This window comes from Psychrobacter sp. PL15 (assembly GCF_035984995.1).
GTDB lineage: Bacteria > Pseudomonadota > Gammaproteobacteria > Pseudomonadales > Moraxellaceae > Psychrobacter.
On sequence record NZ_JAXCIB010000017.1, the window covers coordinates 1 to 23,552 of the forward strand.

The 23,552-nt window shown below is 41.1% G+C and carries 21 protein-coding genes and 1 pseudogene; 4 read left to right on the top strand and 18 right to left on the bottom strand.

Annotation, left to right across the window (positions count from 1 at the left end; translation table 11 throughout):
- Positions 1 to 240: 240 nt before the first annotated feature.
- From RCH20_RS11305 to dctP, 14 genes are all read right to left on the bottom strand, one after another.
- Positions 241 to 1,335: a hypothetical protein gene (locus RCH20_RS11305; protein WP_327193654.1), complete on the bottom strand. Its 1,095-nt coding sequence runs from the start codon at positions 1,333 to 1,335 to the stop codon at positions 241 to 243.
- Between the two features lie 207 nt (positions 1,336 to 1,542).
- On the bottom strand, positions 1,543 to 2,832 hold the full coding sequence (locus tag RCH20_RS11310) for a TRAP transporter large permease (RefSeq protein WP_327193655.1): 1,290 nt from the start codon (positions 2,830 to 2,832) through the stop codon (positions 1,543 to 1,545).
- Positions 2,829 to 3,356 carry a TRAP transporter small permease gene (locus RCH20_RS11315; RefSeq protein WP_327193656.1) on the bottom strand — a complete coding sequence of 176 codons (528 nt, stop codon included), beginning with the start codon at positions 3,354 to 3,356 and terminating at the stop codon, positions 2,829 to 2,831. The genes RCH20_RS11310 and RCH20_RS11315 overlap by 4 nt, the downstream gene beginning before the upstream one ends.
- A 163-nt stretch (positions 3,357 to 3,519) precedes the next feature.
- Positions 3,520 to 4,164: a 3-oxoacid CoA-transferase subunit B gene (locus RCH20_RS11320; RefSeq protein ID WP_327193657.1), complete on the bottom strand. Its 645-nt coding sequence runs from the start codon at positions 4,162 to 4,164 to the stop codon at positions 3,520 to 3,522.
- Positions 4,164 to 4,835: a 3-oxoacid CoA-transferase subunit A gene (locus tag RCH20_RS11325; RefSeq protein WP_327193658.1), complete on the bottom strand. Its 672-nt coding sequence runs from the start codon at positions 4,833 to 4,835 to the stop codon at positions 4,164 to 4,166. The genes RCH20_RS11320 and RCH20_RS11325 overlap by 1 nt, the downstream gene beginning before the upstream one ends.
- Positions 4,836 to 4,993: 158 nt before the next feature.
- On the bottom strand, positions 4,994 to 6,184 hold the full coding sequence (gene pobA, locus RCH20_RS11330) for a 4-hydroxybenzoate 3-monooxygenase (protein WP_327193659.1): 1,191 nt from the start codon (positions 6,182 to 6,184) through the stop codon (positions 4,994 to 4,996).
- A gap of 72 nt (positions 6,185 to 6,256) precedes the next feature.
- Complete coding sequence (pcaG, locus tag RCH20_RS11335) at positions 6,257 to 6,889, bottom strand: protocatechuate 3,4-dioxygenase subunit alpha (protein WP_327193660.1); 633 nt, start codon at positions 6,887 to 6,889, stop codon at positions 6,257 to 6,259.
- A gap of 3 nt (positions 6,890 to 6,892) precedes the next feature.
- Positions 6,893 to 7,621, bottom strand: coding sequence for a protocatechuate 3,4-dioxygenase subunit beta (pcaH, locus tag RCH20_RS11340; protein ID WP_327193661.1), 729 nt, complete (start codon positions 7,619 to 7,621; stop codon positions 6,893 to 6,895).
- A gap of 63 nt (positions 7,622 to 7,684) precedes the next feature.
- Positions 7,685 to 8,857, bottom strand: a complete 1,173-nt coding sequence (locus tag RCH20_RS11345) for an alpha/beta fold hydrolase (protein ID WP_327193662.1) — start codon at positions 8,855 to 8,857, stop codon at positions 7,685 to 7,687.
- Between the two features lie 2 nt (positions 8,858 to 8,859).
- Entirely contained in the window at positions 8,860 to 10,068 is a 1,209-nt protein-coding gene (gene pcaF / locus RCH20_RS11350; protein WP_327193663.1) for a 3-oxoadipyl-CoA thiolase, read from the bottom strand.
- Between the two features lie 370 nt (positions 10,069 to 10,438).
- Positions 10,439 to 11,218 (bottom strand): class II aldolase/adducin family protein, encoded by a 780-nt coding sequence (locus RCH20_RS11355; RefSeq protein ID WP_327193664.1) that lies wholly within the window; start codon positions 11,216 to 11,218, stop codon positions 10,439 to 10,441.
- A 12-nt stretch (positions 11,219 to 11,230) separates the two neighbouring features.
- A complete protein-coding gene (locus tag RCH20_RS11360; protein ID WP_327193665.1) occupies positions 11,231 to 12,142 on the bottom strand; it encodes a TauD/TfdA dioxygenase family protein in 912 nt (303 codons plus the stop codon).
- Positions 12,143 to 12,222: 80 nt separating this feature from the next.
- Complete coding sequence (locus tag RCH20_RS11365; protein ID WP_442793135.1) at positions 12,223 to 13,272, bottom strand: TRAP transporter substrate-binding protein; 1,050 nt, start codon at positions 13,270 to 13,272, stop codon at positions 12,223 to 12,225.
- Between the two features lie 50 nt (positions 13,273 to 13,322).
- Positions 13,323 to 14,384, bottom strand: coding sequence for a TRAP transporter substrate-binding protein (gene dctP, locus RCH20_RS11370; RefSeq protein ID WP_327193666.1), 1,062 nt, complete (start codon positions 14,382 to 14,384; stop codon positions 13,323 to 13,325).
- A 451-nt stretch (positions 14,385 to 14,835) separates the two neighbouring features.
- On the opposite strand from dctP, the gene RCH20_RS11375 reads away from it, so the two are divergent.
- Positions 14,836 to 15,588, top strand: a complete 753-nt coding sequence (locus RCH20_RS11375; protein ID WP_327193667.1) for an IS5 family transposase — start codon at positions 14,836 to 14,838, stop codon at positions 15,586 to 15,588.
- A gap of 257 nt (positions 15,589 to 15,845) precedes the next feature.
- Here RCH20_RS11375 and RCH20_RS11380 read toward each other — a convergent pair whose 3' ends face one another.
- Positions 15,846 to 16,628 (bottom strand): IclR family transcriptional regulator domain-containing protein, encoded by a 783-nt coding sequence (locus RCH20_RS11380; RefSeq protein WP_327193668.1) that lies wholly within the window; start codon positions 16,626 to 16,628, stop codon positions 15,846 to 15,848.
- Between the two features lie 40 nt (positions 16,629 to 16,668).
- Here RCH20_RS11380 and RCH20_RS11385 point away from each other — a divergent pair, with 40 nt between their 5' ends.
- Positions 16,669 to 18,030, top strand: coding sequence for a lyase family protein (locus RCH20_RS11385; protein WP_327193669.1), 1,362 nt, complete (start codon positions 16,669 to 16,671; stop codon positions 18,028 to 18,030).
- Between the two features lie 101 nt (positions 18,031 to 18,131).
- Entirely contained in the window at positions 18,132 to 19,184 is a 1,053-nt protein-coding gene (locus RCH20_RS11390; protein ID WP_327193670.1) for a TRAP transporter substrate-binding protein, read from the top strand.
- Between the two features lie 175 nt (positions 19,185 to 19,359).
- Here RCH20_RS11390 and RCH20_RS11395 read toward each other — a convergent pair whose 3' ends face one another.
- The gene (locus RCH20_RS11395) at positions 19,360 to 19,677 is read right to left on the bottom strand and encodes a heme-binding protein (RefSeq protein ID WP_327193671.1); all 318 of its coding nucleotides are present in this window, start codon (positions 19,675 to 19,677) and stop codon (positions 19,360 to 19,362) included.
- A gap of 545 nt (positions 19,678 to 20,222) precedes the next feature.
- On the opposite strand from RCH20_RS11395, the gene RCH20_RS11400 reads away from it, so the two are divergent.
- The gene (locus tag RCH20_RS11400; protein ID WP_327193672.1) at positions 20,223 to 21,227 is read left to right on the top strand and encodes a TRAP transporter substrate-binding protein; all 1,005 of its coding nucleotides are present in this window, start codon (positions 20,223 to 20,225) and stop codon (positions 21,225 to 21,227) included.
- Between the two features lie 113 nt (positions 21,228 to 21,340).
- Here RCH20_RS11400 and RCH20_RS11405 read toward each other — a convergent pair whose 3' ends face one another.
- Positions 21,341 to 22,093 (bottom strand): IS5 family transposase, encoded by a 753-nt coding sequence (locus tag RCH20_RS11405; RefSeq protein WP_327193673.1) that lies wholly within the window; start codon positions 22,091 to 22,093, stop codon positions 21,341 to 21,343.
- 262 nt (positions 22,094 to 22,355) lie between these two features.
- Positions 22,356 to 23,550: pseudogene (locus RCH20_RS11410) on the bottom strand (IS3 family transposase).
- Between the last annotated feature and the right edge of the window lie 2 nt (positions 23,551 to 23,552).

Consider the following 23,552-nt stretch of genomic DNA (forward strand, 5'->3'; position numbering starts at 1 on the left):
TGAGTTTGAAAAGCGGTATTATGATAATTTAACCCTGTCAGGCATTGCTGCCTGACTCAAGTAAATCAGCCTCCGATATAGTCGGGGCGGTTCAATATGACAAGTAAAAACCAGTAATATTTAAACTTAAGTAATTATAGAAAACTTGCTAGAATCATACATGGTATAGTGCTAGCAAGCTTTCATCATTTAATATTTTACTTAGGTGAAGTTGTTAATATTGGGGTTTGACCATCCAACTTAGAAATTATACTTCGCCATTACTTCAACCTCCTGCCCTTTTTGCCTCCATGGAAGAGTCGTATCACTGCGATCACGCCATTCAACGCCAATATCAAGATTTGGTAAATAGGTGTAGATAAGATTCGCGCTCTTTATATTAATAGAAGTATCTGCCTCATTATCTACATTGACCTCTCCGTAACGCATATTACCCCGAAATTTAGGCGTAAAAATGTGTCGATAACCCACACTGAAGCCAGTTTGCGAAACAAGGTCACCATTTTCAGCATCACAGCTTACCGTATTCCCAGACTTTAAAGCTCCTGTTGTACACAGTCCAGAGTAGACTCCCATGCCCTCACCAGTATATATACTGCCATGTAATGAGCTATTACCCAGAGTTAGCTTGGTCGCTAATGAAACCCCTAACCCCAGCTCCGTATCTAAATCACTATTTATTCCAGTGTCGGCGTCGCGTGCAGTCGCAGCAAAAGTATAACCGAAATTAGATATGTCATCGCTATAGCTAACTACCATGTCAGGTAAATTAGCATCATCAGATATAGGGTCTTGCGCTGTAACACGGAGTCCTTTATTAGCATAGTGCAGAGTCAAATCTGGACGAACATAAAGCCCACTACCCGCTATAGTACCGAAACCTGTACCGTAGAAATCCAGCTGCTCGGTTAAGCGAGGAGCGACGGCAAAAAACTGTCCACTCCAAGTCTTACCCGCAGTAACCTTATCTACCTGTAAAAAGGCATGGCGTAGCCTTAACTCTGGGGTGCCACTATCATAGCCTGTATACTCTCCATAGAAATCGCCTTCAATAAACCCTGTCAGTTTTTTATCATCAACGAGTGTAGTGGCTTTGAAATTAATTCTTGATTCTCGTATATTACCTTCGAATTTAGAATTTTTTTCATCAGGTGAAATGAATATACCTTCTGCTTTAACGTAACCACCAAAGCTTAAAGTGGTATCCCCTTTGGTAACTAAGTCTATTGCCTGTGCGTTAGTGCCTACTATAAAAGTAGCTAATGCCAATGTCACTTTTTTTAGAATATGCATCTTTATACGTTCCCTGTATATTTCAAGATATGAAGTAATCATTACGATTACCTTTTTAGTTTAGATGTAACTCTTATTTACGTATCAACTGAGTTTAGATAAAGCTATCTATCGTTATTCAACTCCTTTTGTCATTGGGATAATATAAGCCCACCATGAAGTAACTAATGCACTTTTAAGAAATATTATTTACTCACCGCATTAAGAATGCTTGTTTCTAGGGGGGGGGATTACCAATCCTTACAACTCTCAACTTAATAACACCAAAGATATGGCTGGGAAGGACACCAAAACAATCAATCGAATCAAATCAGAGACAATAAAGGGTGCTACCCCGCGAAACATATCCGCAAGCTTGATGTGCGGGGCTACCGCCTTAATCACAAAGATATTCATGCCCATGGGCGGGGTGATAAGCCCGAGCTCTACAGTCAATACCGCAATAATACCAAACCAAACCGGATCAAAGCCTAATGCTAGAATAATTGGGTATACCACAGGAATGGTAATTACCAACATCGCTAAGGCATCCATAAACAGACCAAGCAAAAAGTACATGATCAAGATGCAGATTAATACAATCATTGGACTAACGGCTAAACCACCAATCCACTCTGCTAGCGTATTAGACATTCGCGATACAGAAATAAAGTAGCCAAGTGCTTCTGCGCCTAACAGCATAAAGAATACCACCGCAGATAACGCCAAGGTCTCAATTAACGACTGCTTTAGCCCGTCCAATCTCATGCCTTTAACAAAGGCATAGGCCCAAGCAGCAAACGCCCCTACTGCTGCCCCTTCAGTGGGAGTAAATAATCCAAAGAAAATACCAGCGATAATAACAATAAAAATAAAGCTAAAAGGGATAAGGCCCGTTAAAGAAATTATTTTAGCTTTCCACGGGGTTCGCTCGCCACGTGGCGCGAGATGTGGCTTCCAGCGCACCATGATCATGACGGTAATAGAGTACATGACTATGCCTAAAATACCTGGTAAAAACCCAGCAATAAACATATCGCCAACCGACTGTTGGGTCAAAATGGCATAAACTAGCAGCGCGATACTAGGTGGAATCATGATCCCCAAGGTACCACCTGCAGCTAAAGCCCCACAGGCAAAACCCGGCTGGTAACCATGTTTTTCCATTTGTGGCAATGCCACTCGCGCCATAGTAGAAGCAGTCGCTAACGAGGATCCTGAAATAGAGGCAAAGATACCTGATGAGCCAATACCAGCAATACCAAGGCTCCCTCTAACACCACCAAAGATAGTACGGGTAGAATCGAATAGTTTGGTCGCCATACCAGAATGCGTAGCAAAAACCCCCATTAATATAAACAAAGGAATGGCACTAAAATCATACTTTGCTAAGACATCTACCGGAATATCTTTTAGCATTTGTACAGCACCACTAGGCGAGGTTACTGCCCCAAAGCCCACTAACCCTACCCCTAACATCGCCAAAGCAACAGGTACCCTGCCGATGACTAGTAAAATCATGCACACTAAACCGATAGCACCAATAATTTCTGTACTCATGCGCCTGTCTCCTCGGCGTCAAAGAACTCGCCGGTTTTGAAAATATTAATGGATTCGATAAGGGCGCGAATAGCGAGCAAGGCACTTAAAAACGAACTTAGGGCATAAATAGGCATCATTGAGATTCTAAGATCTTGAGTTACTTTGCCGAAATGGATGGCATCGACCGCACTCTCATATAGGCCCCATGTGAACACGATACCTATTAAGAAAAACCCCATCATAAAGGTACCCATCATATAACCTTTAATAGCCTGGGGCATTTTTTGGGTAAAAACATCGACGATAATTTGTGACCGTTCGACATAGGCGGCAAAGGCAGACAACAACGCAAAAAGCATAAAATAGGAGACAATCTCCACGCCGCCTTTAATAGTAAACCCAAACTCACCGTCAGTGAGCTTAAACATATAACGTGTGAGGACATCGGCAATGGTGGCGAGAACAATGATGATTAAGCTAATACCACCAATGAACTCACATATCCTAGCAATAAAGCGACTGACTCTAACTAAAAACTCCATGTGACATCTCCTACCTTATCAAAAGATGATAGAATACTGTTGGAGTAGCTAGATATAATAAGCAGAGCAGCTTGCACTGCTATAAAAGATAGGTTTTTTTTCATCTTAGAATCCTTTCTTGATGTTTATATATTTTGTAAATTTTGGATCGTTTTCTAAATCGTTATTGGATTAGCTTGGCACCCGTTTTTTCTTGCAACTCACCAAAGGTTAAGCCAGCAACCATCTCACGAACCACTAACCCCCGATCAGTAACATCAATCACAGCCAAATCAGTGTAAATCCGATCCACACATCTTTCACCAGTGATGGGTAGACTAAGTGTCTCAACGATTTTAGGGTCACCATTTTTGCTAACATGATCCATCATCACATACACTTCTTTAGCGCCAACAGCTAAGTCCATTGCACCACCCACTGCTGGAATATCTTTTGGTCGACCTAAAAACCAGTTAGCAATATCTCCATTTTCAGCGACTTCAAAGGCCCCAAGAACGCATAAATCAATATGGCCACCGCGAATCATAGTGAAAGAATCACCATGATGGAAGTAACTTCCGCCTTTGAGCAGAGTGATGTACTGTTTGCCCGCATTAATTAAATCGCCATCTTCTTTATCTTTATCAGGTGCAGGTCCCATCCCCAGCACACCATTCTCACTGTGTAAAAAAATATCTTTATCTTTAGGTAAAAACTCAGCAACTTTTGTTGGCTGACCAATCCCTAGATTGACATACATACCTTCTTCAATATCTTGAGCAACCCACTTGGCAATCTCATCAACCGACCAGGGTGTATAATTATTCATTATGCTTCTGCTCCAATACACACGACCTCGTGGACAAAAATACCTGGTGTAATAACATATTCAGGATCCAAAGCGCCTAACGCTACCACTTCACTGACTTGGGCAATGGTGTGTGTAGAAGCCATAGCCATAATCGGTCCAAAGTTTCGTGCAGCTTTACGGTAGGTTAAGTTACCCCAGCGATCACCCCTAAATGCTTTGATAAGCGCAAAATCACCTTTAATCGGATATTCCAATACATAGTTCACACCATCGATGGTGCGTGTTTCTTTGCCTTCAGCAAGCAGGGTTCCGTATGCAGTCGGCGTATAAATGGCACCAAGACCACTCCCAGCTGCTTCAAGTCGTGCTGCTAAAGATCCTTGGGGCACCACTTCAAGTTCAACTTTTCCAGCGCGGTATAACTTATCAAAGATATACGAATCATGTTGACGTGGGAAAGAACAAATAATTTTACGTACACAACCAGCTTTTAATAACAAAGCCAAGCCGGTATCGCCATTGCCCGCATTATTACTAACGATCGTCAGATCCTTAGCATTATGCTCGATCAGTGCATCAATCAATTCTGTTGGTTGACCAGCCAAACCAAAACCACCTATCAATATAGTTGCGCCATCATTGATGTTATTTATGGCCTCAATGGCAGATTTTGTAACTTTATTTAACATTAAATCATCCTATGTAAGAAGGTTATCCCTACAAACATCTTTATTTGAAATAATTAGTCACATTAAGTAGTTGCCCATTCTAGCTTAGTAGTCATTTAGACTAATAAGCCAGTAGTTCTAAACTCATACACTACTTAAAATAACTAGGCTTAAGTCAATTACTCTAGCGCTTCAACGGGTAGGCCAACATAGTTCTCAGCGATAGTCGCCTTCCCCGCTTCTGAGTTAATAAAATACTCAAACTCAGCTTGTTGTACGCGGAAATCGAAAGGTTCGGAACTTTCAAAGCGGTGCAAGAGCATCGTCATCCACCATGAAAAACGCACCGACTTCCAAACACGTGCTAAACATACCTCTTGATAGCGTGGAATGAGATCAGTACGTCCTTCTTCATAAATTTTCACAAATAAACGGAAGGCTGTTTCTACATCACTTGCTGCAAGATTTAATCCTTTAGCACCCGTTGGTGGGACGATATGCGCGGAATCTCCTATTAAAAACATTTTGCCATATTGCATCGTCTCACAAACATAAGAGCGTAATGGCGCAATACTCATGTCTAACGCAGGACCAGTAACCAAGCGCTCCGCCATTTCCGGTGGGATGCGGAGCTTTAGCTCGTCCCAGAACTTCTCTTCAGTCCAGTCCTCAATTTTGTCGGTATTTGGGACTTGTATGTAGTAACGACTTCTAGTTGCTGAACGCATTGAACACAAGGCAAAACCGCGTTCATGCGCACAATAAACTAATTCAGCATTAACTGGCGGGGTATCGCTCATTAAACCTAGCCAGCCAAACGGATAAACCTTTTCAAACTCTTGTAGTTTATCAGCAGGAATAGATTTGCGTGAGACACCGTGGAAACCGTCACAACCAGCGATATAATCACAATCTAAACGGTACGATTCACTATTTAGCTGATAAGTTGCATAAGGATTATCCGATTCAAGATCATGCAGTTCTACGTTATCCGCTTCATATATAGTCACACCACCAACTTTTTCACGCTCTTCCATCAGATCACGAGTAACTTCTGTTTGGCCATATACCGTTACATGTTTACCACCACTATACTTCTGCACATCTATCTGATGATGCTCACCTTGGAAACTAAAATCGGTATGAGTATGGATTAACCCTTCTTTATCCATACGTGCGCCAGCACCTGACTCACGGATCAAATCTGTTGTCCCTTGTTCCAACACGCCTGCACGGATACGGCCCAATACATACTCTGAAGTTTGCCGCTCTAAAATAATATTTTCGATTCCAGCCTTGGTAAGTAATTGACCTAGCAATAAACCTGACGGTCCTGCACCAATAATGGCGACTTGAGTTTTATAATTCATGAAATCCCTCTCATTGTTTAATAAATTATGGTTGCTGGTAAAAGGTACTAACTGTTGCTAACAAACACATCTCTAGAAGTCAAAAAAGACAGTTTCGCCATCACCTTGTAGGTAGACGTCAAAACGATAACGAGGTTTGCTATCGCTCGGTTCTTTTTTGGCTATCAATGTTTGACGGCGCTCTGACGATGGAACACTGTTTAAGATTAGACAGTTAGCATTGGCTGTTGGTTCGTCATCGAAGTACGCTCTGGTTTGTAGATGTAGATTGATGCCACGCGCAAAAATAGCGATGTTGACGTGAGGTGCCATCAATGTTCCCTTTTTACCGTCGAAGGCAACTTGCCCAGGTTTGACCGTATTAAAATGAAACTCACCATCTAGCGCACAAGCACTGCGCCCGAAACAACTGAAGGGCCTTTTATTATCAAAATCGCTAACATAGTTGCCTCCACTATCTGCTTGCCACATCTCAATCAAGGCATCATGTACTGCCTCGCCGTTACCATCATATACATAACCTACCAATTCAATGTGCTCACCTTCGGCATCATCTTTCGCTAAGTCTTGCCAGATTTCATCTGATCTTGCCGCAAAGCCAGCAATCTCTAACGCTAAGCCGATATGAACATAAGGCCCTGCTGTTTGGGATGCAGTTTCACGCAATAAACCGGTTTCATCTTGTAATTTGTATTGACTATACATGGCTTACTCCTCAAAATAGGTTTGCAATGCGCCTCGAACGACAATATCGAAACGATACGCTAGACAATCCATTGGTTTACTCATAGACATATCTAAGCGTGCAATCATGGTCTCTACCGCTTCAGGATCTTTTAAAACTTGTACAATCGGACACTGTGGAATGAGCGGATCACCTTCAAAATACATTTGAGTGATCAAACGTGTTGAAATAGAAGGGCCCATAACTGACACGTGGATGTGAGCCGGACGCCAAGTATTTACGCCATTTGGCCACGGATAAGGGCCTGGACGTACCGTGCGAAAATGATAGCGGCCTTCAGCATCAGTAATAAAACGACCGACACCACCAAAATTAGGGTCTAAGGGAGCAAGATAGCTGTCTTTTTTATGACGATAACGGCCACCAGCATTGGCTTGCCACATCTCAACCAGAGTATTGGGGACTGGTTTACCAAATTGATCGATGACACGACCGTGCATAATAATGCGCTCTCCAATGGGTATACCTGCTTGAGAGCCTTCAGTACGAAAATTCATTAATAAATCATTGTCGTATTGACCCATCTCTAGGCCATTAAAGGTTGGGCCACTACGCTCTGAAACGCTGGCTCTTTGAATGCTGACCAATGCTTGATGCGGTGAACGCGCAACCGATGTTTTATAACTAGGTGTATATTGCGCCGGTTGCCATACCCGATCACGCGGAAGAAAAGTAGGATATTTATGGCTCATTACATTGCTCTCCATTGTTATAAAGCGAACTTTGTCGATAACTTATACCTTATGCATTCAATATTAAATAATTGAATGGCCCCATCCATTTTCTTTGGCTAAAGAAAATGCGTGATTGGCTACTGGCACGCCAGCATAAATCGCTACATGCATCAAGACTTGACGCAGTTGCACCTCTTCAATGCCCAATTGATGCGCTGTACGCAAATGCAGTTCTAACTCGCCATCGCGTCCAAGTGCCGCTAGTATGGCTGTCGTAATCATACTTCGTTGCTGCAGCGTTAAACTATTGTCTCCCCACAACTCTCCCCAAGCATTACGCGTAATAAACTGTTGGAAGGGGTTGTCTAATGTGGTGGCATTTTTAGTCGCTTGTTCAACATGCGCTTCACCAAGAATACGCTTACGTTGCATTAGTCCTTGCTCGTAAGTAATACCTGCTTCACCAACAGTTGTGCGGGCTGCATTAGTTTGAAGGTAATCGACCAATTGACTGGGCATTTCAATTGATGGCACGTGCCCCGAACCTTCAAATACGGTTAACTGTGCATCCAAAAAAGCGGTTTTCAAACCCTCTAACGCTGCTAGTGGTGTAGACACGTCTTCTGAGCCAGCCAGTAAAGCAATACTATTAGCATAACCCGATAATTTTTCACGATTATCGACTTGTGCTAAGGCTTCGCAGAGTTTAGCGTAGCTTTCATCATCACTTCGCCCTAATTGTATTTTCCAGCCTTGTAATACTCCAGGATACTGCTTGACATAATCTGGCGAAAACCAACGCGGTACAATGGTTTCAGCCATTTTAGCCAAGCCCAAACGACGTATATTCTCAGCGCGCTCTGCCCATCCTTCCTTAGTACCAATGACAGCACCCGTATTGGTGAGCCAAACGTGTTGTAAACGTTCTGGTGCTATCTGACACAAGCTCTGTCCAATAACGCCACCAATTGAGGTACCGATAAAGTTAAAGACTTCAATATCTAAAGCATCCGCCAAATCGAGCACATCACGAGCGAGTATGTCTGCTGACACCCCTTGTTGTGCCACTCCACTGCTACCATGTCCCGGTAAATCCCAGCGAATACAACGATAGTGTCCGTGTAATTGATCACAGACCTCATCCCAAACGTCACGACTCATCCCTAATGGATGCGCCATGAATAGAGCTGGTAAATAGGTCTCGCCGCTATCTTGGTACGCCATGAGATGGGCGTCTGTTGCTAAAAATGTCATTGTTATTCTCCTACTCGTGAAACTACCAAGGCAATTCCCTGCCCAACGCCAATACACATAGTGCAGAGTGCACGATCTTTTTTAGTACGTTGTAATTCATGAATCGCAGAAATTAAAATACGCGTCCCAGAGGCGCCAAGTGGATGACCTAACGCAATGGCGCCACCTTTAGGGTTAATGCGGGGATCACGATCATCCAGCCCCAACTCTCGTGAGCAAGCCAATGCTTGTGCCGCAAAAGCTTCATTAAGTTCAATAATATCAATATCATCTAAACTGAGGTTGAGACGCTTTAATAATTTCTGCGTTGCTGGTACCGGACCAATACCCATAATCGTTGGTAGCACGCCAGCCGTGGCCATGCCCTCAATTTTGACCATAGGGGTTAAGCCATACTTCTCTACCGCTGCGGCACTCGCAATTAACATCGCTGCTGCGCCATCATTAATACCAGAAGCATTACCAGCCGTCACACTGCCATTTTCAAATAACGGGCGTAGTTTTGTCAAAGCAGCCATATCGACGTCTGGACGTAGATGTTCATCTGTGTTGACAATTAATGGTTCTTTTTTACGCCTCTCGATTCTGATAGGTGTAATCTCAGCCGCTAAACGACCGTCATTTTGTGCTTGTGCGGCTTTCTGTTGTGACCATAAGGCAAAAGCGTCTTGATCTTCGCGAGAGATATCAAATTGTTTCGCTATATTCTCAGCCGTGCGTGGCATTGCTTCTGTACCATACATGGCATCAAGTTTTTTATTAACAAAGCGCCAGCCCATGGTGGTGTCTTGTAGGGTTTGACTGCGGTCGTAAGCATTTTCTGGCTTACCGACGACCAATGGTGCCCGAGTCATAGACTCAACCCCACCCGCAAGGGCTAATTCCATTTCACCACTAGCGATGGCACGAAACGCTGTTCCCACTGAATCCAAACCAGAGCCACACAAGCGGTTAATAGTGGTTGCTGGTACCTTTTCTGTTAAACCAGATAATAAGCTGCTCATGCGCGCCACGTTGCGATTGTCTTCACCACTTTGGTTGGCGCATCCCATGAAAACATCTTCAATCGCACTATGATCGAAGTCGGGGGCATCGTCCAATACTGCTTTGATGACTTGTGCTAACAAATCATCAGGACGAATGTCAGCTAGAGAGCCACCATAGCGGCCTACCGCTGAACGTTTTGGATGACAAATATAGACTGCTGTCATGTTTCTCTCCTAGTGGCTCTATTATTATGGTTTGATTGATTAGTATAATTTAGCTGGTATCACTTGAATAATAGATAACTACTTAATTTGTTCTACATTAGAATTATTGTTCGTATAGTGAATTAAATTATACCTTTTCTATTCCTCTGTCAATCTATTATTCCTTTTTATTACCTTAAAGCTGTTTTGGATAGATTTAAAATATGGTGACTGCTTAAAAAATAGTTACAATATAACTATCACCGATAACCTGTAATACTTTTACGGTCAAAATACGATAAAAAAAGACCCAAGTCTGGGTCTTTTTTTCATTAACGTCACTACGTCAAAAAGTAAGCGTGCTTACTTTAAAAATATACGCCCTTCTACCTTACTTATCCCAGTTTGGATCGAGTCTGTTCATCAATCGGTAGTAAGCTGGCCATTCAGGAAGTCTAACTTGGGCACCTGCTTGAGCATCTCCACCTTCAAACTGCTCTCTGGTTAATGCCATCGCCTCTTCACTGATTTCATTTAACTCGCCACCTGAAGCCATGGTCTTAAGCTGTACGGCACAGCCTTGAATCATTTGGTACATTCTCATGAATGCCGAAGCAACATCAGGACCAGTGGTTATCACTCCATGATTTTTAAGCATCAAAGTATGATTCGTCGGTCCTATTGAAGCTACTAGTCTTTTTTGTTCACTGGTATCTAAAACAATTCCTTCAAAATCATGATATCCAATTCTGTCATAGAACATAAATGCTTCTTGAAACAAGGGCATAAAACCACATTTTAAAGAACTCACCGCTTGCACATCAATATTGTGAGTATGCATGACACAGTGTATATCTGGCCGGCCTTTGTGAAGTGCCGTGTGAATAACATTACCCGCTTTATTGATAGGATATGACGAGTTATCAACCTTATTGCCATCAAAATCAATTTTTACTAAATTTGATGGTTTGATTTCACTATATAAAAGTCCAAAAGCATTAATTAATAAATGTTCAGTTCCCGGTATTTTATATGAAATATGATTGTAAACTTGGGTGGTCCAACCATAATAATCAACCATTCTATAACAGAGTGCCAAGTCTACTCTGGCTTTCCATTCAACATCACTATACCCAGGAGGGGTCACTGTAGATGCAAAAATATCTTCCATGGTATTATCCTTTTATTCTGGTTTCTCGCCCATTACCACTGCACGATACATTTCTCTTCTGTAGCCGTCATAATCATTAAAAGCTTGATGTAGGCAGATCCGGTTATCCCACATGATCAAGGTATTGTTATACCACTTCAACCTACATACAAAAGATTCTTGGGTAGCAAAGCTCGATAAAAAGTCAAGTAACGGTCGTGATTCTTCCTCTGTCATGCCTTCTATACCACAGGCATACGTTTTATCAACATATAGAGATTTCTCACCCGAAACAGGATGGGTTCTTACCAATGGGTGATACGTGCCTTCAACCATCTTTTGGGTATCTACATCAAGTTCAAGACTTCCCAATTCACTCGCTTTTTTTGATTTTCTTTCGGCTTGCATAGAGGCCACAACATGCTTAGCACTCATCCATACTTTGAGCGGATCTATCATCTTTTTCATTGCGGGGCTTAAACTGTTATACGCTAGAACAGAGTTTGCAAACAACGTATCTCCGCCATACGGAGGCATGTCTACTCCGTAGTTGATAGCCACTGAAGGAGGACACTCTAAAAATGCTGAATCTGTGTGCCAACCGCTGCCAAATACCATTTTTGTTTGAGCAGTGGCTTCTTTAATGACTGGTTGAATGTTTTCGTGGCCAACTACACCTTTGGTGTAAGCATCAGTTCCAAACTCACCAAACTTAAGGGTTAAGTTTTCGTGGTCCGTAAAAGATATGTCTTGGTCTCTAAAAAAGATAAGCTTGTGTCTATACAGTGCATTTTGAATCTCAGCCATAGCGTCATCATTGACATTGCTTAAATCCACACCTTGTATTTCTGCTCCCATAGACGATGCTAGAGGAACAGCCGTAATATGCTTATAGTCTCTAGCACTATTATTAAAGAGTCCCGTTGGATGCGTAATATTTCTCATAATTTTAATCCTTTAAAATTTATTAAAAATTAACCGTACATTATATCTATTGGTGTAGAATCAGTTTTAAATTTTACAACTTAGGACTCACATACAGTACTAGCTTCTTTAGCTTTTTGATAAACAGTTTGTGCATCTAATCCAAGATCTTCAACATCTTTTAAGTATTTTTTAGTTCCTGCTTCCAATGGACCTTTCCATGCAGGGTCGCTCAATGGATCAGGAATGTCTATCATAATGTCACCTTTAGCTTTTGCCTCAGCCATAAACTTGTCATCCTCTCCATCAAAAACTTTACCCGCAACAGCAGCCATCTCTTTACCAGAGTTGTCGTCGATGACTTTTTTAAGGTCGTCAGGTAGACTCTCATACTTATCTTTGTTCATAGTAACCAAGATAGCAGAACTATAAAAAGGCATATTTGTGTGTGTATTTACAAGTTCATTGAGTTTAAATGCACCTACAGCATCCCATGGAAGACTTAAGCCATCTAAAACGCCACGTTGAAGAGAGGTATAAAGATCAGTGACAGGTAAACCGACAGGCGTTCCACCTGCAGATTCAATAATATCACCAGCGATAGCCGAAGGACGACGCATGCGCAAGCCTTTTAGGTCTTCTGGTTTGCGAATAGGATTATCAATAGTATGGATTCCTCCAGGACCAGTCCCCATCATAAATAATAAATGCGTATCTTCATATTCGCTTGATATAACCCCATCATCATACAAAGTCTGTAACATACAATTCATTTGCGTTGCTGAATTAGAGAGACCTGGGAGTTCTGCGATTTGGGTCAGTGGAAAACGGCCGTTTGAATAACCTTGAACTTGTGAGCCTATATCGATAGTTCCGTTGGCAGCTGATTCATATGTACTATCAGCTGAACTGAGAGTCGCTGAAGGGTAAATCTCAACCTTAAGCCTACCATCTGACTCTTCTTCAACCTTTCTTGCCCAAGGTTCAAAAATATCTTTATGGGTAGCAGAAGTAGCTGGCCAAAAATGTGAAAATCTTAGAGTTGTAATATCGTTGCCAGCACTCTGATCAGACTGACTAGAACAACCTGAAACACCCAACGCTATTGCTATAAATAAAGACATAGCCCCAATCTTAAATTTTTTAGACATTTTTATCTCTTCCCTGTAGATAATTAAAATTGTATTTGATTTGGTTTGAATTAAGACTTACAAGATGCACTGGCCTCTTTAGCTTTTTGATAAACAGTTTGCGAATCTAATTCCATTGCTTCAACGCTATTTAGATATTTTTGAATCTCTGTTTCAAGTATACCTTGCCATGCAGGGTCATTTAATGGATCAGAGATATTTATCATAGTATCTCCTTTAGCTTTTGCCTCGGCTATAAACTTGGCATCCTCGCTATCAAAGGTAGCACCGGCAGTGCTAGCCATTTGAGCACCTGAATTATCATCGATAACTTTTTTGAGATCGTCAGGCAAACTTTCATACTTATCTTTATTCATGGTCACTAATAAGGCAGAACTATATAAAGGCATAGTCGTATGCGTATTTACCAGCTCAGTTATTCTAAACGAACCTGCAGCATCCCAAGGAGTGCTTACCCCATCTATAACACCACGTTGAAGAGATGTATAAAGATCAGTCGCAGGTAAGCCCACGGGCGTTCCACCTGCCGCTTCAATAATATTACCTGCTATCTCCGACGGGCGACGAATGCGCATGCCTTTTAAGTCTTCAGGTGTGCGAATAGGTTTATCAATAGTGTGAAAAGCACCAGGACCTGAAGCCATCATAAATAGAGGATGCGTGTCTTCATACTCACTGGATATAACCCCATCATCATATAAGGTTTGTAGCATGCAACTTAATTGGCCTGCTGAGCTTGAAAGGCCTGGCAGTTGTGTAATTTCAGTCAGTGGAAATCGGCCGCTAACGTAGCCCTGAACTTGGGCGCCTATATCAACAGTACCTTTAGCCGTTGAATCATATGTACTATCTGCTGTACTGAGGGTCGCTGAAGGATAGATTTCAACTTTAAGCATACCTTTTGATTCTTCTTCAATTTTTTTTGCCCAAGGCTCAAAAACATCAGTATGTAATGCAGCGGTAGCTGGCCAAAAATGGGAAAAACGTAAGATTGTGGTTTCTTCAGATCCCACTGCGGCATTATCACCAGTGGCGGTATTGTTGGATTTTGAACAGCCAGTAACGCCAATTAAAGCTGCCAATGCCATACTAGGTAGGAGAGTTTTCTTCATCATAAATCCTTTTTTTGATGATTAAAATAATTCCAGTAAAAGTCAGACATATCTTAAAATACAGTCTTGATGATTTGTGAAAATAAATAATCAAGACAAATTTCAGCTGAAGAGCCATTGTAGTGGTCTGATGCTGATCTTTTTTGATGACAATTAAAGATTGTCATCGTGTTTCTCTCCTGGTAGCTTTAGTAACTCGGTACTTTTTGTTCTATAATAGAATTAGTGTTCGTATAGTGAATTAAAATATACCTTTTCGATTCTTCTGTCAATGATTTCTCTCCTATTCTTTTGCAAAGATACTGGCCAGATCATACAGCTAGACAAGGCGTTAAAGCCTAATTTCGATGATACTATCTAGGGTCTGTTGAACATTGGGGATAAAATGATGGCAAAAAAAATAGCAAACGGGTAATCTTTAAGTTCTCACACAAAAAAGATTTCGTTTGCTATGCCTCGTACAATGCTCAAAGATGAACACTGGACAAGACTAAGACCTATATTACTAGAACTTAACATCTATGACAAAGGAAATCTTAGACAAACGGTTGAAGGCGTGCTGTACCGGATGCGTGTTGGTTGTCCTTGGCGTGATTTGCCCGCTTACTTTGGCAAGCCTAATACGGTCTACAAAGCCTATCAGCGTTGGTTTCGCAGCAATAAGTTAATTCAACTGTTTGCTTTGCTCATCAAAGACTCAGACCTTGAATGGGTGTTTATAGATGGTACTCATATCAAAGCGCATCAGCATAGTAGTGGTGGTAATGAAGTCGCCCAAGCCATTAGTAAAAGTGTCGCAGGACGTGCAACTAAGATCCATCTAGCAGTCGATGCTCATGGTAACCCGATTAGCTTTATATTATCGGATGGCACCACTCACGATGTTAAAGTCGCACCAGATTTAGTTGATGAGATAGATTTAAGCAATACCGATATTTTATGTGCCGATAAAGGCTACGACTCTGACACGCTAAGAGAACACATTAAACAAGCAGGGAGCTTCGATAATATTCCTAGAAAGAAGAATACAAAATCTGATAACCATCATATGGACTGGGACTTGTATAAGATACGCCATTTAGTTAAAAATGCGTTTGCACACTTAAAACGGTTCAGAGCAGTAGCCACCAGATACGATAAACTTAAGCAAAGTTATGAGAATACGGTGGTGCTAGCTTGCGCTTATATCTGGCTGAAATTATGAATGTTCAACAGACCCTAATCAAAATGGCAAATAAAAAAAGTTGCCAGCGCTGTATCTAACATAGCATTGGCAACCTCTTGGTTATAGCAAGTAATTCGTTGTTTATAAAATATGATATTCTCTAGCATCACAGGTAAAACATAATTTAAATACTGTGTTAGTAACTAAAGTCATTGCGTAATTTACGCCATATAGTTTCAGATTCAGCTTCTATATCCATTTATAGCATTCCAAAACAGCATCAAGTCTATTGGCCGTTAAATATAATAGGTTTTAATTTTTTCAGCACAATCTTGTAGTACGGGTAAAAACTCTTCGATTAAGACCTCTTGAGAGATACGCATCGCATTGGTGCTAATATTAATCGCGCCAATCAATTCATTGTTTGATCTGTAGACTGGTAATGCCAATGAGCGTAAACCCGAATCCAACTCTTGATCCACTACTGCGTATTGTTTTTCTTTCACTTCATTTAACACTTGTTTGAAAATTTTAGGATTGGTAATACTGTGTGTAGTATGAGAACTTAATTTAATTTTAGTGAGACAATCCTCATACTCTTCTTTTGGGAGGTTGGCTAAAATGGCTCGACCCATGGAGGTATAAGCGGCTGGCAATCTGGTACCAATCGCTAAGGTAATAGATAACAAACGATGCTGAGCCGCTGAGCGTGCGATATAGACAACCTCGTCGCCATCCAATACTGCGAACGAGCAGGACTCACCTGTTTGCTCCGTTACACTTTCTAAATAAAACTGAATAATATCGTGATGATGTACACTATTTAGATAACTGGCGCCAAGGCTTAAAGTTTTAGGTGATAATTTAAACTGACGTTTGTCCTTGTGAACGTAACCTAAAGCGTGCAAAGTTAATAGATAACGTCGAGCTTTTGCTCTATCCATGTTGGTGCGTTCGGCCACTTCACTCAAGGTCATTGTGGAGTGATTCTTATCAAAAGTCAGCAAAACGCTAAGACCTCCTGCAAGAGAGGCGACAAAGTCTGGACTATCAGTAGATATTTTTTTATCTTGTTTCATATAATTACTTATTAGTACTTACTAAGACTGAGGATTCTAAATGAAAATCAATCGATTAATCAATCAGCCTTTTGTACATCCTGATATTGCAGAGGATTTATCTGATCGTCTATTCATTCGAGCCATGTTGGATTTCGAGCTGGCTATTATAGCCGTAAGAGAAAATAATCATCTTATACCTGAGGGTGTTTTTAAGCGCTTCAAGGAGACATTAACCTTAGATTTATTTGATATTGAAGCAATCGGGGCACAAACTTATTTGGGAGGTAACGCAGCTATACCCTTTGTGGCGCAAGCTAAAACCTTGTTATCACCAGAGCTAAAACCCTACTTTCATCAGACGCTCACTAGTCAAGATGTCATTGATACGGCGATGATGATGATTCTCAAGCCCGCGCTCAAACGCCTCAACCAGGATTTAATTGAGATACTGCAAGCTTGTAGCCTATTGATTGAAAATCATCGTGCAACACCTATGGCAGGCAGGACATTAATGCAGCAAGCTTTACCGATCACGTTTGGTGTAAAGGTCTCACAGTGGGCAGCATCACTAATCATTATCATACCAAATCTACTGCAATTAGAGCATTCTGGGTTTTATCTGCAGTGGGGTGGCCCTGTTGGGATTAGTGATGAGCAGAATGAGCATTACAACTTACCTGAGCAAGTCGCAAAATTACTTGATTTATCCGTGCCACTACTCCCTTGGCATACCAATAGACAACCGATTCATGCTATAGCTTCTACGTTAGATGCCTGTGCTGGCGCGATGGAAAATATCGTCGAGGATATTGCTTTGATGTGTCAGTCTGAGCTGGGTGAAGTGGCTGAACCTGCCATAGAAGGGATGGGTGGCTCATCGTCGATGCCGCACAAACGCAATCCAGTGTTGTGCGCTTTGATCAAAGCCGCTACTTTGAGGATGCATGGGCATCTGAGTGTGATTAGTAACACCACTGCTCAACCTTTCGAGCGTGCATTAGGACAGTGGCATGCCAGTTGGGTGCCATTGAGCGAAGGCATGGCTTTGATTACTGGAAGTGCTGCCTACCTAAAAACCTTAATACAAGGATTACAAGTCAATCCTGAACGTATGGCGGCCAATTTGGATCTCAATAGCGATGCTTATCTGATCAAAAAACTAGAAAACTATTACAGTAGCCATCAAGATCATATTTACCCTTTAATAACGCAGGCTAGTCAACAAGCACATGACGATCATAAAGGCTTTGTAACGACTTTTTTGGCTTTACTAGCAGAACAATCCATTGATTATAACCATGATAATGAGCTTGAGACACTTTTATCGCCATTGACCTATTGCAGTGCTGTAGATAGGCAATGTCAAATACTATTAAAAAAGATTGAACAGGTAACTACAGCATTTGAACTATGTAAATAAGCAAATAATTCAATTGACAGTAAACTAAAAAAAAGTTACTTTAATTCTTTATACGAACAATAGTTCTTATTTAGAACAAATCATCAAAAAAGGATTTTATGATGCGAAAGTTAAAACTACTACCAATCAGTTTAGCCTTAGCTGCCATCATAGGTTTTACTGGTTGTTCACAATCAAACGATGCCACCTCTGAAGGCGCTGATGAAACTACTACCTTACGTTTTGCACATTTTTGGCCGGCTACTGCAGCGACCCACACTGAGATTTTTGAACCTTGGGCAAGAAAGGTTGAGGAAGAATCAGGCGGCAGACTGAAGGTCGAGATCTATCCTTCAGCGACACTTAGTAAACCTGATGCCACCTACGATGCTACTGCTAAAGGAATAGTTGATATAGGCTCTCAACTTCAAGGATACACTAACGGTCGTTTTCCATTGACCCAAGTCACAGAATTACCAGGCCTCTCCAACTCGGCAACGCAAATGAACTGTATGCTACAAACCCTATACGATGATGGAGTGATATCAAGCGAGTACGAAGACACTCACCTACTATTTATGATGGGTACGGGTCCTGGAGGGATGCATACTATTGATAGAGCTATTCGCACGCCGGATGACTTAAAGGGCTTACGTATGCGCCGTCCTTCGGCTATCGCTGGAGACATTATTGAGGCAGCAGGTGGAACTCCAGTTGGTTTACCTGCCACAGATATTTATACCTCTCTACAACGTGGCGTACTAGATGGTTTAAGTTTGCCATGGGATGCTGTGGGGTCTTTTAGATTGATTGAACTTACCAATACTCACACTAATATTCCTTTTTATAGCTCTGCCATTATGGTTACGATGAATAAAGATAAATACGAAAGCTTGCCTACTGATCTAAAAAAGGTTATCGATGACAACTCTGGTAAAATGATGGGTGCTATAGCTGGTAAAGTTTTTGATGCAGAAGATGACAAGTTTATGGCTGAAGCTCAGGCTAAAGGCGATACAATGATAGATATTCCTGATCCATTGAATGATCCACAGTGGAGAGGTCCATTAGAAGCGGGTACTCAAAAGTATCTAAAAGACATAGAAGCTCTTGGTTTAGATGCACAGACGGTTTATCAAAAAGCTCAAGAAGCCAGTGCTGCTTGTAAATCTTAGCTAATAATTTAGAGGAGTAAATCACAAAAATAATATTAAAGTGGATCACTCCCTTAGCTGTTTTTATTCCCTCAGCGGGTAATTCGAATGCTGAAGAGAATATAAAGCAATTCTAATGCCATAATAAAGTTTCTTACATATCGAACGTACAATGATTCTAAAGGTATAACTTGCTCTAATTTAAAGTTTCTAGACTTGCTTTAGCGATGCGAACATCTTGACTACTATGCGCACCGCCCACTTCAATACTTCCAACTACAACGTCACCAATATAAATGGGCTCGCCACCGTCCATAATCAACATAGTTTCATCTGAATATCTAATATCAGCAGGAATAAAGCCACCTGTAATCCCGTTAGTGATAACCAGCAATTCTTCTTTTTGCGAATTAGTGGTATAAGCTTTATTATAGCTGGCACGAACGATATGCACGCCTGCGTTATGATACTTTAAAACTGCTGAAATTTGTTCCAATGTATCAATGATAATCATTGATACTGCTAGTCATTATGCTGGTTGATTTAGATCACTAATTAGTAACGCCTATTTTCTCTTCCAATCGTTGTAGTATTAGCTTTACCCGCTCCATAACTATTATGCAAGAATATTATGTTCAGGTATGATTATTTTACCTAAGCCCTATGGATTATCTATTGCTTCCAAAATTTTATGAATTAATTATTGAAACCCTTACTGTTATATACCTAAAAAGTATCAACAACACTTAAAATAGGTCTTAGACAACTTTCTATTTAGCCATTATAGTCTAGGCAACTAATTATTATTTCTTAAGATATGGACGCTTAAAATAAAATAATAATTTCTGCTGTTTTGCTTAAGAGTTTTTCACCTTATAAACAGCTGCTAATAACTGGTTAAAATCACTGACTTGATGAGTGTAAAACTATATTAATAAGGTTTATGTGCACCATATTGTCAGTAAACATTACTTTTAATTTATCTACAAGGAAGAGATAAAAATGTCTATTCAAGCTAAAGTTGGTGTAATGTCTTTGTGTATAGCAGTAGCATCTGGCATGTCAGGTTGTTCTAATAAATCTGAAAACGAGGGCTCTGTTACTTCAGAGCAAGAAGTGACTACTCTACGGTTTTCACACTTTTGGCCTGCAACTTCTGCGATGCAAACTGATGTTTTTGAACCTTGGGTAAAAAAACTTGAAACCGAATCAAATGGCCGATTGGAAGTTCAAATATTTCCATCTGCAACGTTGAGTAAACCTGATGTTACCTATGACGCTGCTGCTAAGGGAACCATCGATATCGGATCACAACTTCAAGGTTACACAGCTGGTCGTTTTCCATTGTCTCAGATTGCCGAGTTGCCAGGCTTATCTAACTCAGCGGGTCAGATGAGTTGTATGCTACAAAAGCTTTATGATGATGGTGATATCTCTAGTGAATATGAAGATACTCATTTACTATTCATGATGGGTGCAGGTCCTGGCGTATTGCATACCGTTGATAAACCCATTCGTACTCCAGAAGATATGAAAGGTATGCGGATTCGTAAGCCTTCGGCAGTTGCTGGTGATATTATTGAAGCTGCTGGTGGTTCCTCTGTAGGCTTACCTGCTAACGATCTTTATACCTCTTTGCAACGTGGTGTTATAGATGGTTTAAGCATGCCTTGGAGTCCTACTGGTGATTTTAAATTAACAGAAATAACCAACGCACATACGAATATTCCTTTTTATAGTACAGGAATACTAGTAACGATGAACAAAGACAGGTATGAAGGCTTGCCTGATGATCTAAAAAAGATAATTGACGACAATTCAGGTAAAGTGATGGCTGACATTGCAGGAGAAATGTTCGATAAAGAAGACGCACGATTTATGGAAGCATCACGTGCTAAAGGAGATATTATGATAGACATCCCTGATCCTCTAAACGATCCAGCATGGAAAGGACCTTTGCTAAAGGGTTCACAAAACTACGTCAATGACGTTAATGCTTTGGGGTTAGACGGTGATGCTGTTTATGAGAAAGCCAAAGCGGCTAGTGCTTCCTGTAAGGCATAGCCGATTGCAAATTGGTAGAAACTTAGATGCTTGATCATCTAAGTTTTTTATAAGCTTAGATTAACAAATGAAGTGATAAAAATATAATTTATTTGTTAGGGTCTGTTGAACATTCATAATTTCAGCCAGATATAAGCGCAAGCGAGAGCGACTGTATTCTCGTAACTCTGCTTTAGCTTATCAAATCTGGTGGCAACCGCCCTATACTGTTTTAGCTTAGCGAAAGCGTTTTCCACTAAGTGTCTGGTTTTGTATAAGTGCCAGTCCATATGGTTATTAGTGGACTTAGTGTTTCGTTTTCGAGGGATGTTATTGAAGCTCCCTGCTTGCTTAATGTATTCTCGTAGCGTTTTAGAATCATAGCCTTTATCGGCACATAGAATGTCTGTATCGCTTAAATCTATCTTATCAATTAAGTCTGGTGCTACCTTAACGTCATGAGTCGTGCCATCTGATAGAATAAAGGTGATGGGATTACCATGAGTATCCACCGCTAAGTGAATCTTGGTAGCACAACCTGTCACGCTTTTACTGATGGCCTGATCCGCTTCATTGCCACCACTACTGTGCTGATGCGCTTTGATATGAGTCCCATCTATAAACACCCACTCAAGGTCTGAATCTTTGATTAGCAAAGCAAACAGTTGAATTAACTTATTGCTGCGAAACCAACGCTGATAAGCTTTGTAGACCGTATTAGGCTTGCCAAAGTAAGCGGGCAAATCACGCCAAGGACAGCCAACACGCATCCGGTACAGCACGCCTTCAACCGTATTCCTAAGATTTCCTTTGTCATAGATATTAAGTTCTAGTAATATAGGTCTTAGTCTTGTCCAATGTTCATCTTTGAGCATAGTGCGAGGCATAGCGAACGGTATCTTTGTTGTGTGAGAACTCAAAGGTTACTGCTTCGCTATTTTTTTGCCATCATTTTATTCCCAATGTTCAACAGACCCTAATTTAAAAATTTTTGCATAAGACAATCATCTAAATTTTCTCAAGCTGATAATTCAAACGAGACTTTCCTAAAAACTGTGTAACTGCTTATAATCCAACAACAGGAGAATAAGCAATGACTAACCTGACCCCTGCCGTCGAATCCGTACAAACAAACTTGGGAGATTTTAGTTACGCAGCCTGACGGTAAAAGTCAAGCCACACATGTCTTGGCGATCTGTATCCCAAACCCTTTTGAATCCTAGTCTGATTGTAATATAGCTTAATGTATCCAATAATGTCACTGATGGCTGAAAATCTTGTTTTATAGTCCTGGTAGTACACCAACTCATTCTTCCTTGCGGAGCAGTGCTCCTCACCCGAGAAGCTCTCTATTGGAGCATTGTCGTAACAATTACCTTTGCCACTCATTGAGCCCTTAAACTTATGCTGTGTGGTGATCTTATGGTACGCATGACTACAGTACTGACTACCTCTGTCAGAATGAACAATCAGCCCTATGCTTGGTCTTTTGTTCTTAATCGCCATATTGAGTGCTTTGCAAACTAAATCAGCCGTCATGCACTTATTGATGGCGTAGCCGACAAGCTCTTTAATGTACAAGTCTTTAACACCTGCTAAGTACAACCAGCTCTCATTCGTCCAAATATAGGTGATGCCACTGACCCTGAGAAGCACTGCTTCGCAAGGTTAGAGCGACTGGTATCAAAATTTTGATTAAGTACGTTTGGATAAACCAGCTTGTTGTGATCGGAGTCAGTAGTAACTTTAAAGCGTTTATGGCGAAGGCATTTGATGTCATGTTCCTCTTTGATATTTCTGACCATGTATTGGCTGATATGATGGCCTTGCTCGCTTAAATGAGCATGTAGACGATCTATGCCATAGCACTGCTTGGTCTCAGTATGAGCCACACGAACCAGAAGCTCACACTGGTTGCGATGAATCTACTAATCACTGATATCACGACTTAGCCAAACATAGTAGCTTAATGGCTTAACGCTTAATACATGGCGCATACGGGCAATGCTGAAGATCTGCTGGTGACCTTTAATAAAAGCGTACTTCACTGGCGGTGCTTTGCAAAGTACGCCGTGGCCTTTTTTAGTATCTCGCGCTCCTCCTCGGCAACTTTAAGCTGTCGCTTTAAACGTTTATTCTCTTCTATGATGACCATAAGCTCAGGAGCATATTGCTTGGTGCCGACAAGCTTGCCTTGATTGGCTTTATTGTGCCAGTTGGATAAGGTTTGCATCGCTATGCCGAGCTGCTTTGCTGTAGCTGAAGTATTACCGTTGTTGTCCGCTATCTTCTTAACGGCTTCTGCTTTAAATTCTGTGCTATAGGTTCTGATTTTCTTGGTCATGG

What these genes read in the sequence shown, in the direction of transcription:
- RCH20_RS11305 (WP_327193654.1), bottom strand. Translation starts at nt 1,335, where the DNA reads ATGATTACTTCATATCTTGAAATATACAGGGAACGTATAAAGATGCAT.
- RCH20_RS11310 (WP_327193655.1), bottom strand. Translation starts at nt 2,832, where the DNA reads ATGAGTACAGAAATTATTGGTGCTATCGGTTTAGTGTGCATGATTTTA.
- RCH20_RS11315 (WP_327193656.1), bottom strand. Translation starts at nt 3,356, where the DNA reads ATGGAGTTTTTAGTTAGAGTCAGTCGCTTTATTGCTAGGATATGTGAG.
- RCH20_RS11320 (WP_327193657.1), bottom strand. Translation starts at nt 4,164, where the DNA reads ATGAATAATTATACACCCTGGTCGGTTGATGAGATTGCCAAGTGGGTT.
- RCH20_RS11325 (WP_327193658.1), bottom strand. Translation starts at nt 4,835, where the DNA reads ATGTTAAATAAAGTTACAAAATCTGCCATTGAGGCCATAAATAACATC.
- pobA (WP_327193659.1), bottom strand. Translation starts at nt 6,184, where the DNA reads ATGAATTATAAAACTCAAGTCGCCATTATTGGTGCAGGACCGTCAGGT.
- pcaG (WP_327193660.1), bottom strand. Translation starts at nt 6,889, where the DNA reads ATGTATAGTCAATACAAATTACAAGATGAAACCGGTTTATTGCGTGAA.
- pcaH (WP_327193661.1), bottom strand. Translation starts at nt 7,621, where the DNA reads ATGAGCCATAAATATCCTACTTTTCTTCCGCGTGATCGGGTATGGCAA.
- RCH20_RS11345 (WP_327193662.1), bottom strand. Translation starts at nt 8,857, where the DNA reads ATGACATTTTTAGCAACAGACGCCCATCTCATGGCGTACCAAGATAGC.
- pcaF (WP_327193663.1), bottom strand. Translation starts at nt 10,068, where the DNA reads ATGACAGCAGTCTATATTTGTCATCCAAAACGTTCAGCGGTAGGCCGC.
- RCH20_RS11355 (WP_327193664.1), bottom strand. Translation starts at nt 11,218, where the DNA reads ATGGAAGATATTTTTGCATCTACAGTGACCCCTCCTGGGTATAGTGAT.
- RCH20_RS11360 (WP_327193665.1), bottom strand. Translation starts at nt 12,142, where the DNA reads ATGAGAAATATTACGCATCCAACGGGACTCTTTAATAATAGTGCTAGA.
- RCH20_RS11365 (WP_442793135.1), bottom strand. Translation starts at nt 13,272, where the DNA reads ATGTCTAAAAAATTTAAGATTGGGGCTATGTCTTTATTTATAGCAATA.
- dctP (WP_327193666.1), bottom strand. Translation starts at nt 14,384, where the DNA reads ATGAAGAAAACTCTCCTACCTAGTATGGCATTGGCAGCTTTAATTGGC.
- RCH20_RS11375 (WP_327193667.1), top strand. Translation starts at nt 14,836, where the DNA reads ATGCCTCGTACAATGCTCAAAGATGAACACTGGACAAGACTAAGACCT.
- RCH20_RS11380 (WP_327193668.1), bottom strand. Translation starts at nt 16,628, where the DNA reads ATGAAACAAGATAAAAAAATATCTACTGATAGTCCAGACTTTGTCGCC.
- RCH20_RS11385 (WP_327193669.1), top strand. Translation starts at nt 16,669, where the DNA reads ATGAAAATCAATCGATTAATCAATCAGCCTTTTGTACATCCTGATATT.
- RCH20_RS11390 (WP_327193670.1), top strand. Translation starts at nt 18,132, where the DNA reads ATGCGAAAGTTAAAACTACTACCAATCAGTTTAGCCTTAGCTGCCATC.
- RCH20_RS11395 (WP_327193671.1), bottom strand. Translation starts at nt 19,677, where the DNA reads ATGATTATCATTGATACATTGGAACAAATTTCAGCAGTTTTAAAGTAT.
- RCH20_RS11400 (WP_327193672.1), top strand. Translation starts at nt 20,223, where the DNA reads ATGTCAGGTTGTTCTAATAAATCTGAAAACGAGGGCTCTGTTACTTCA.
- RCH20_RS11405 (WP_327193673.1), bottom strand. Translation starts at nt 22,093, where the DNA reads ATGCCTCGCACTATGCTCAAAGATGAACATTGGACAAGACTAAGACCT.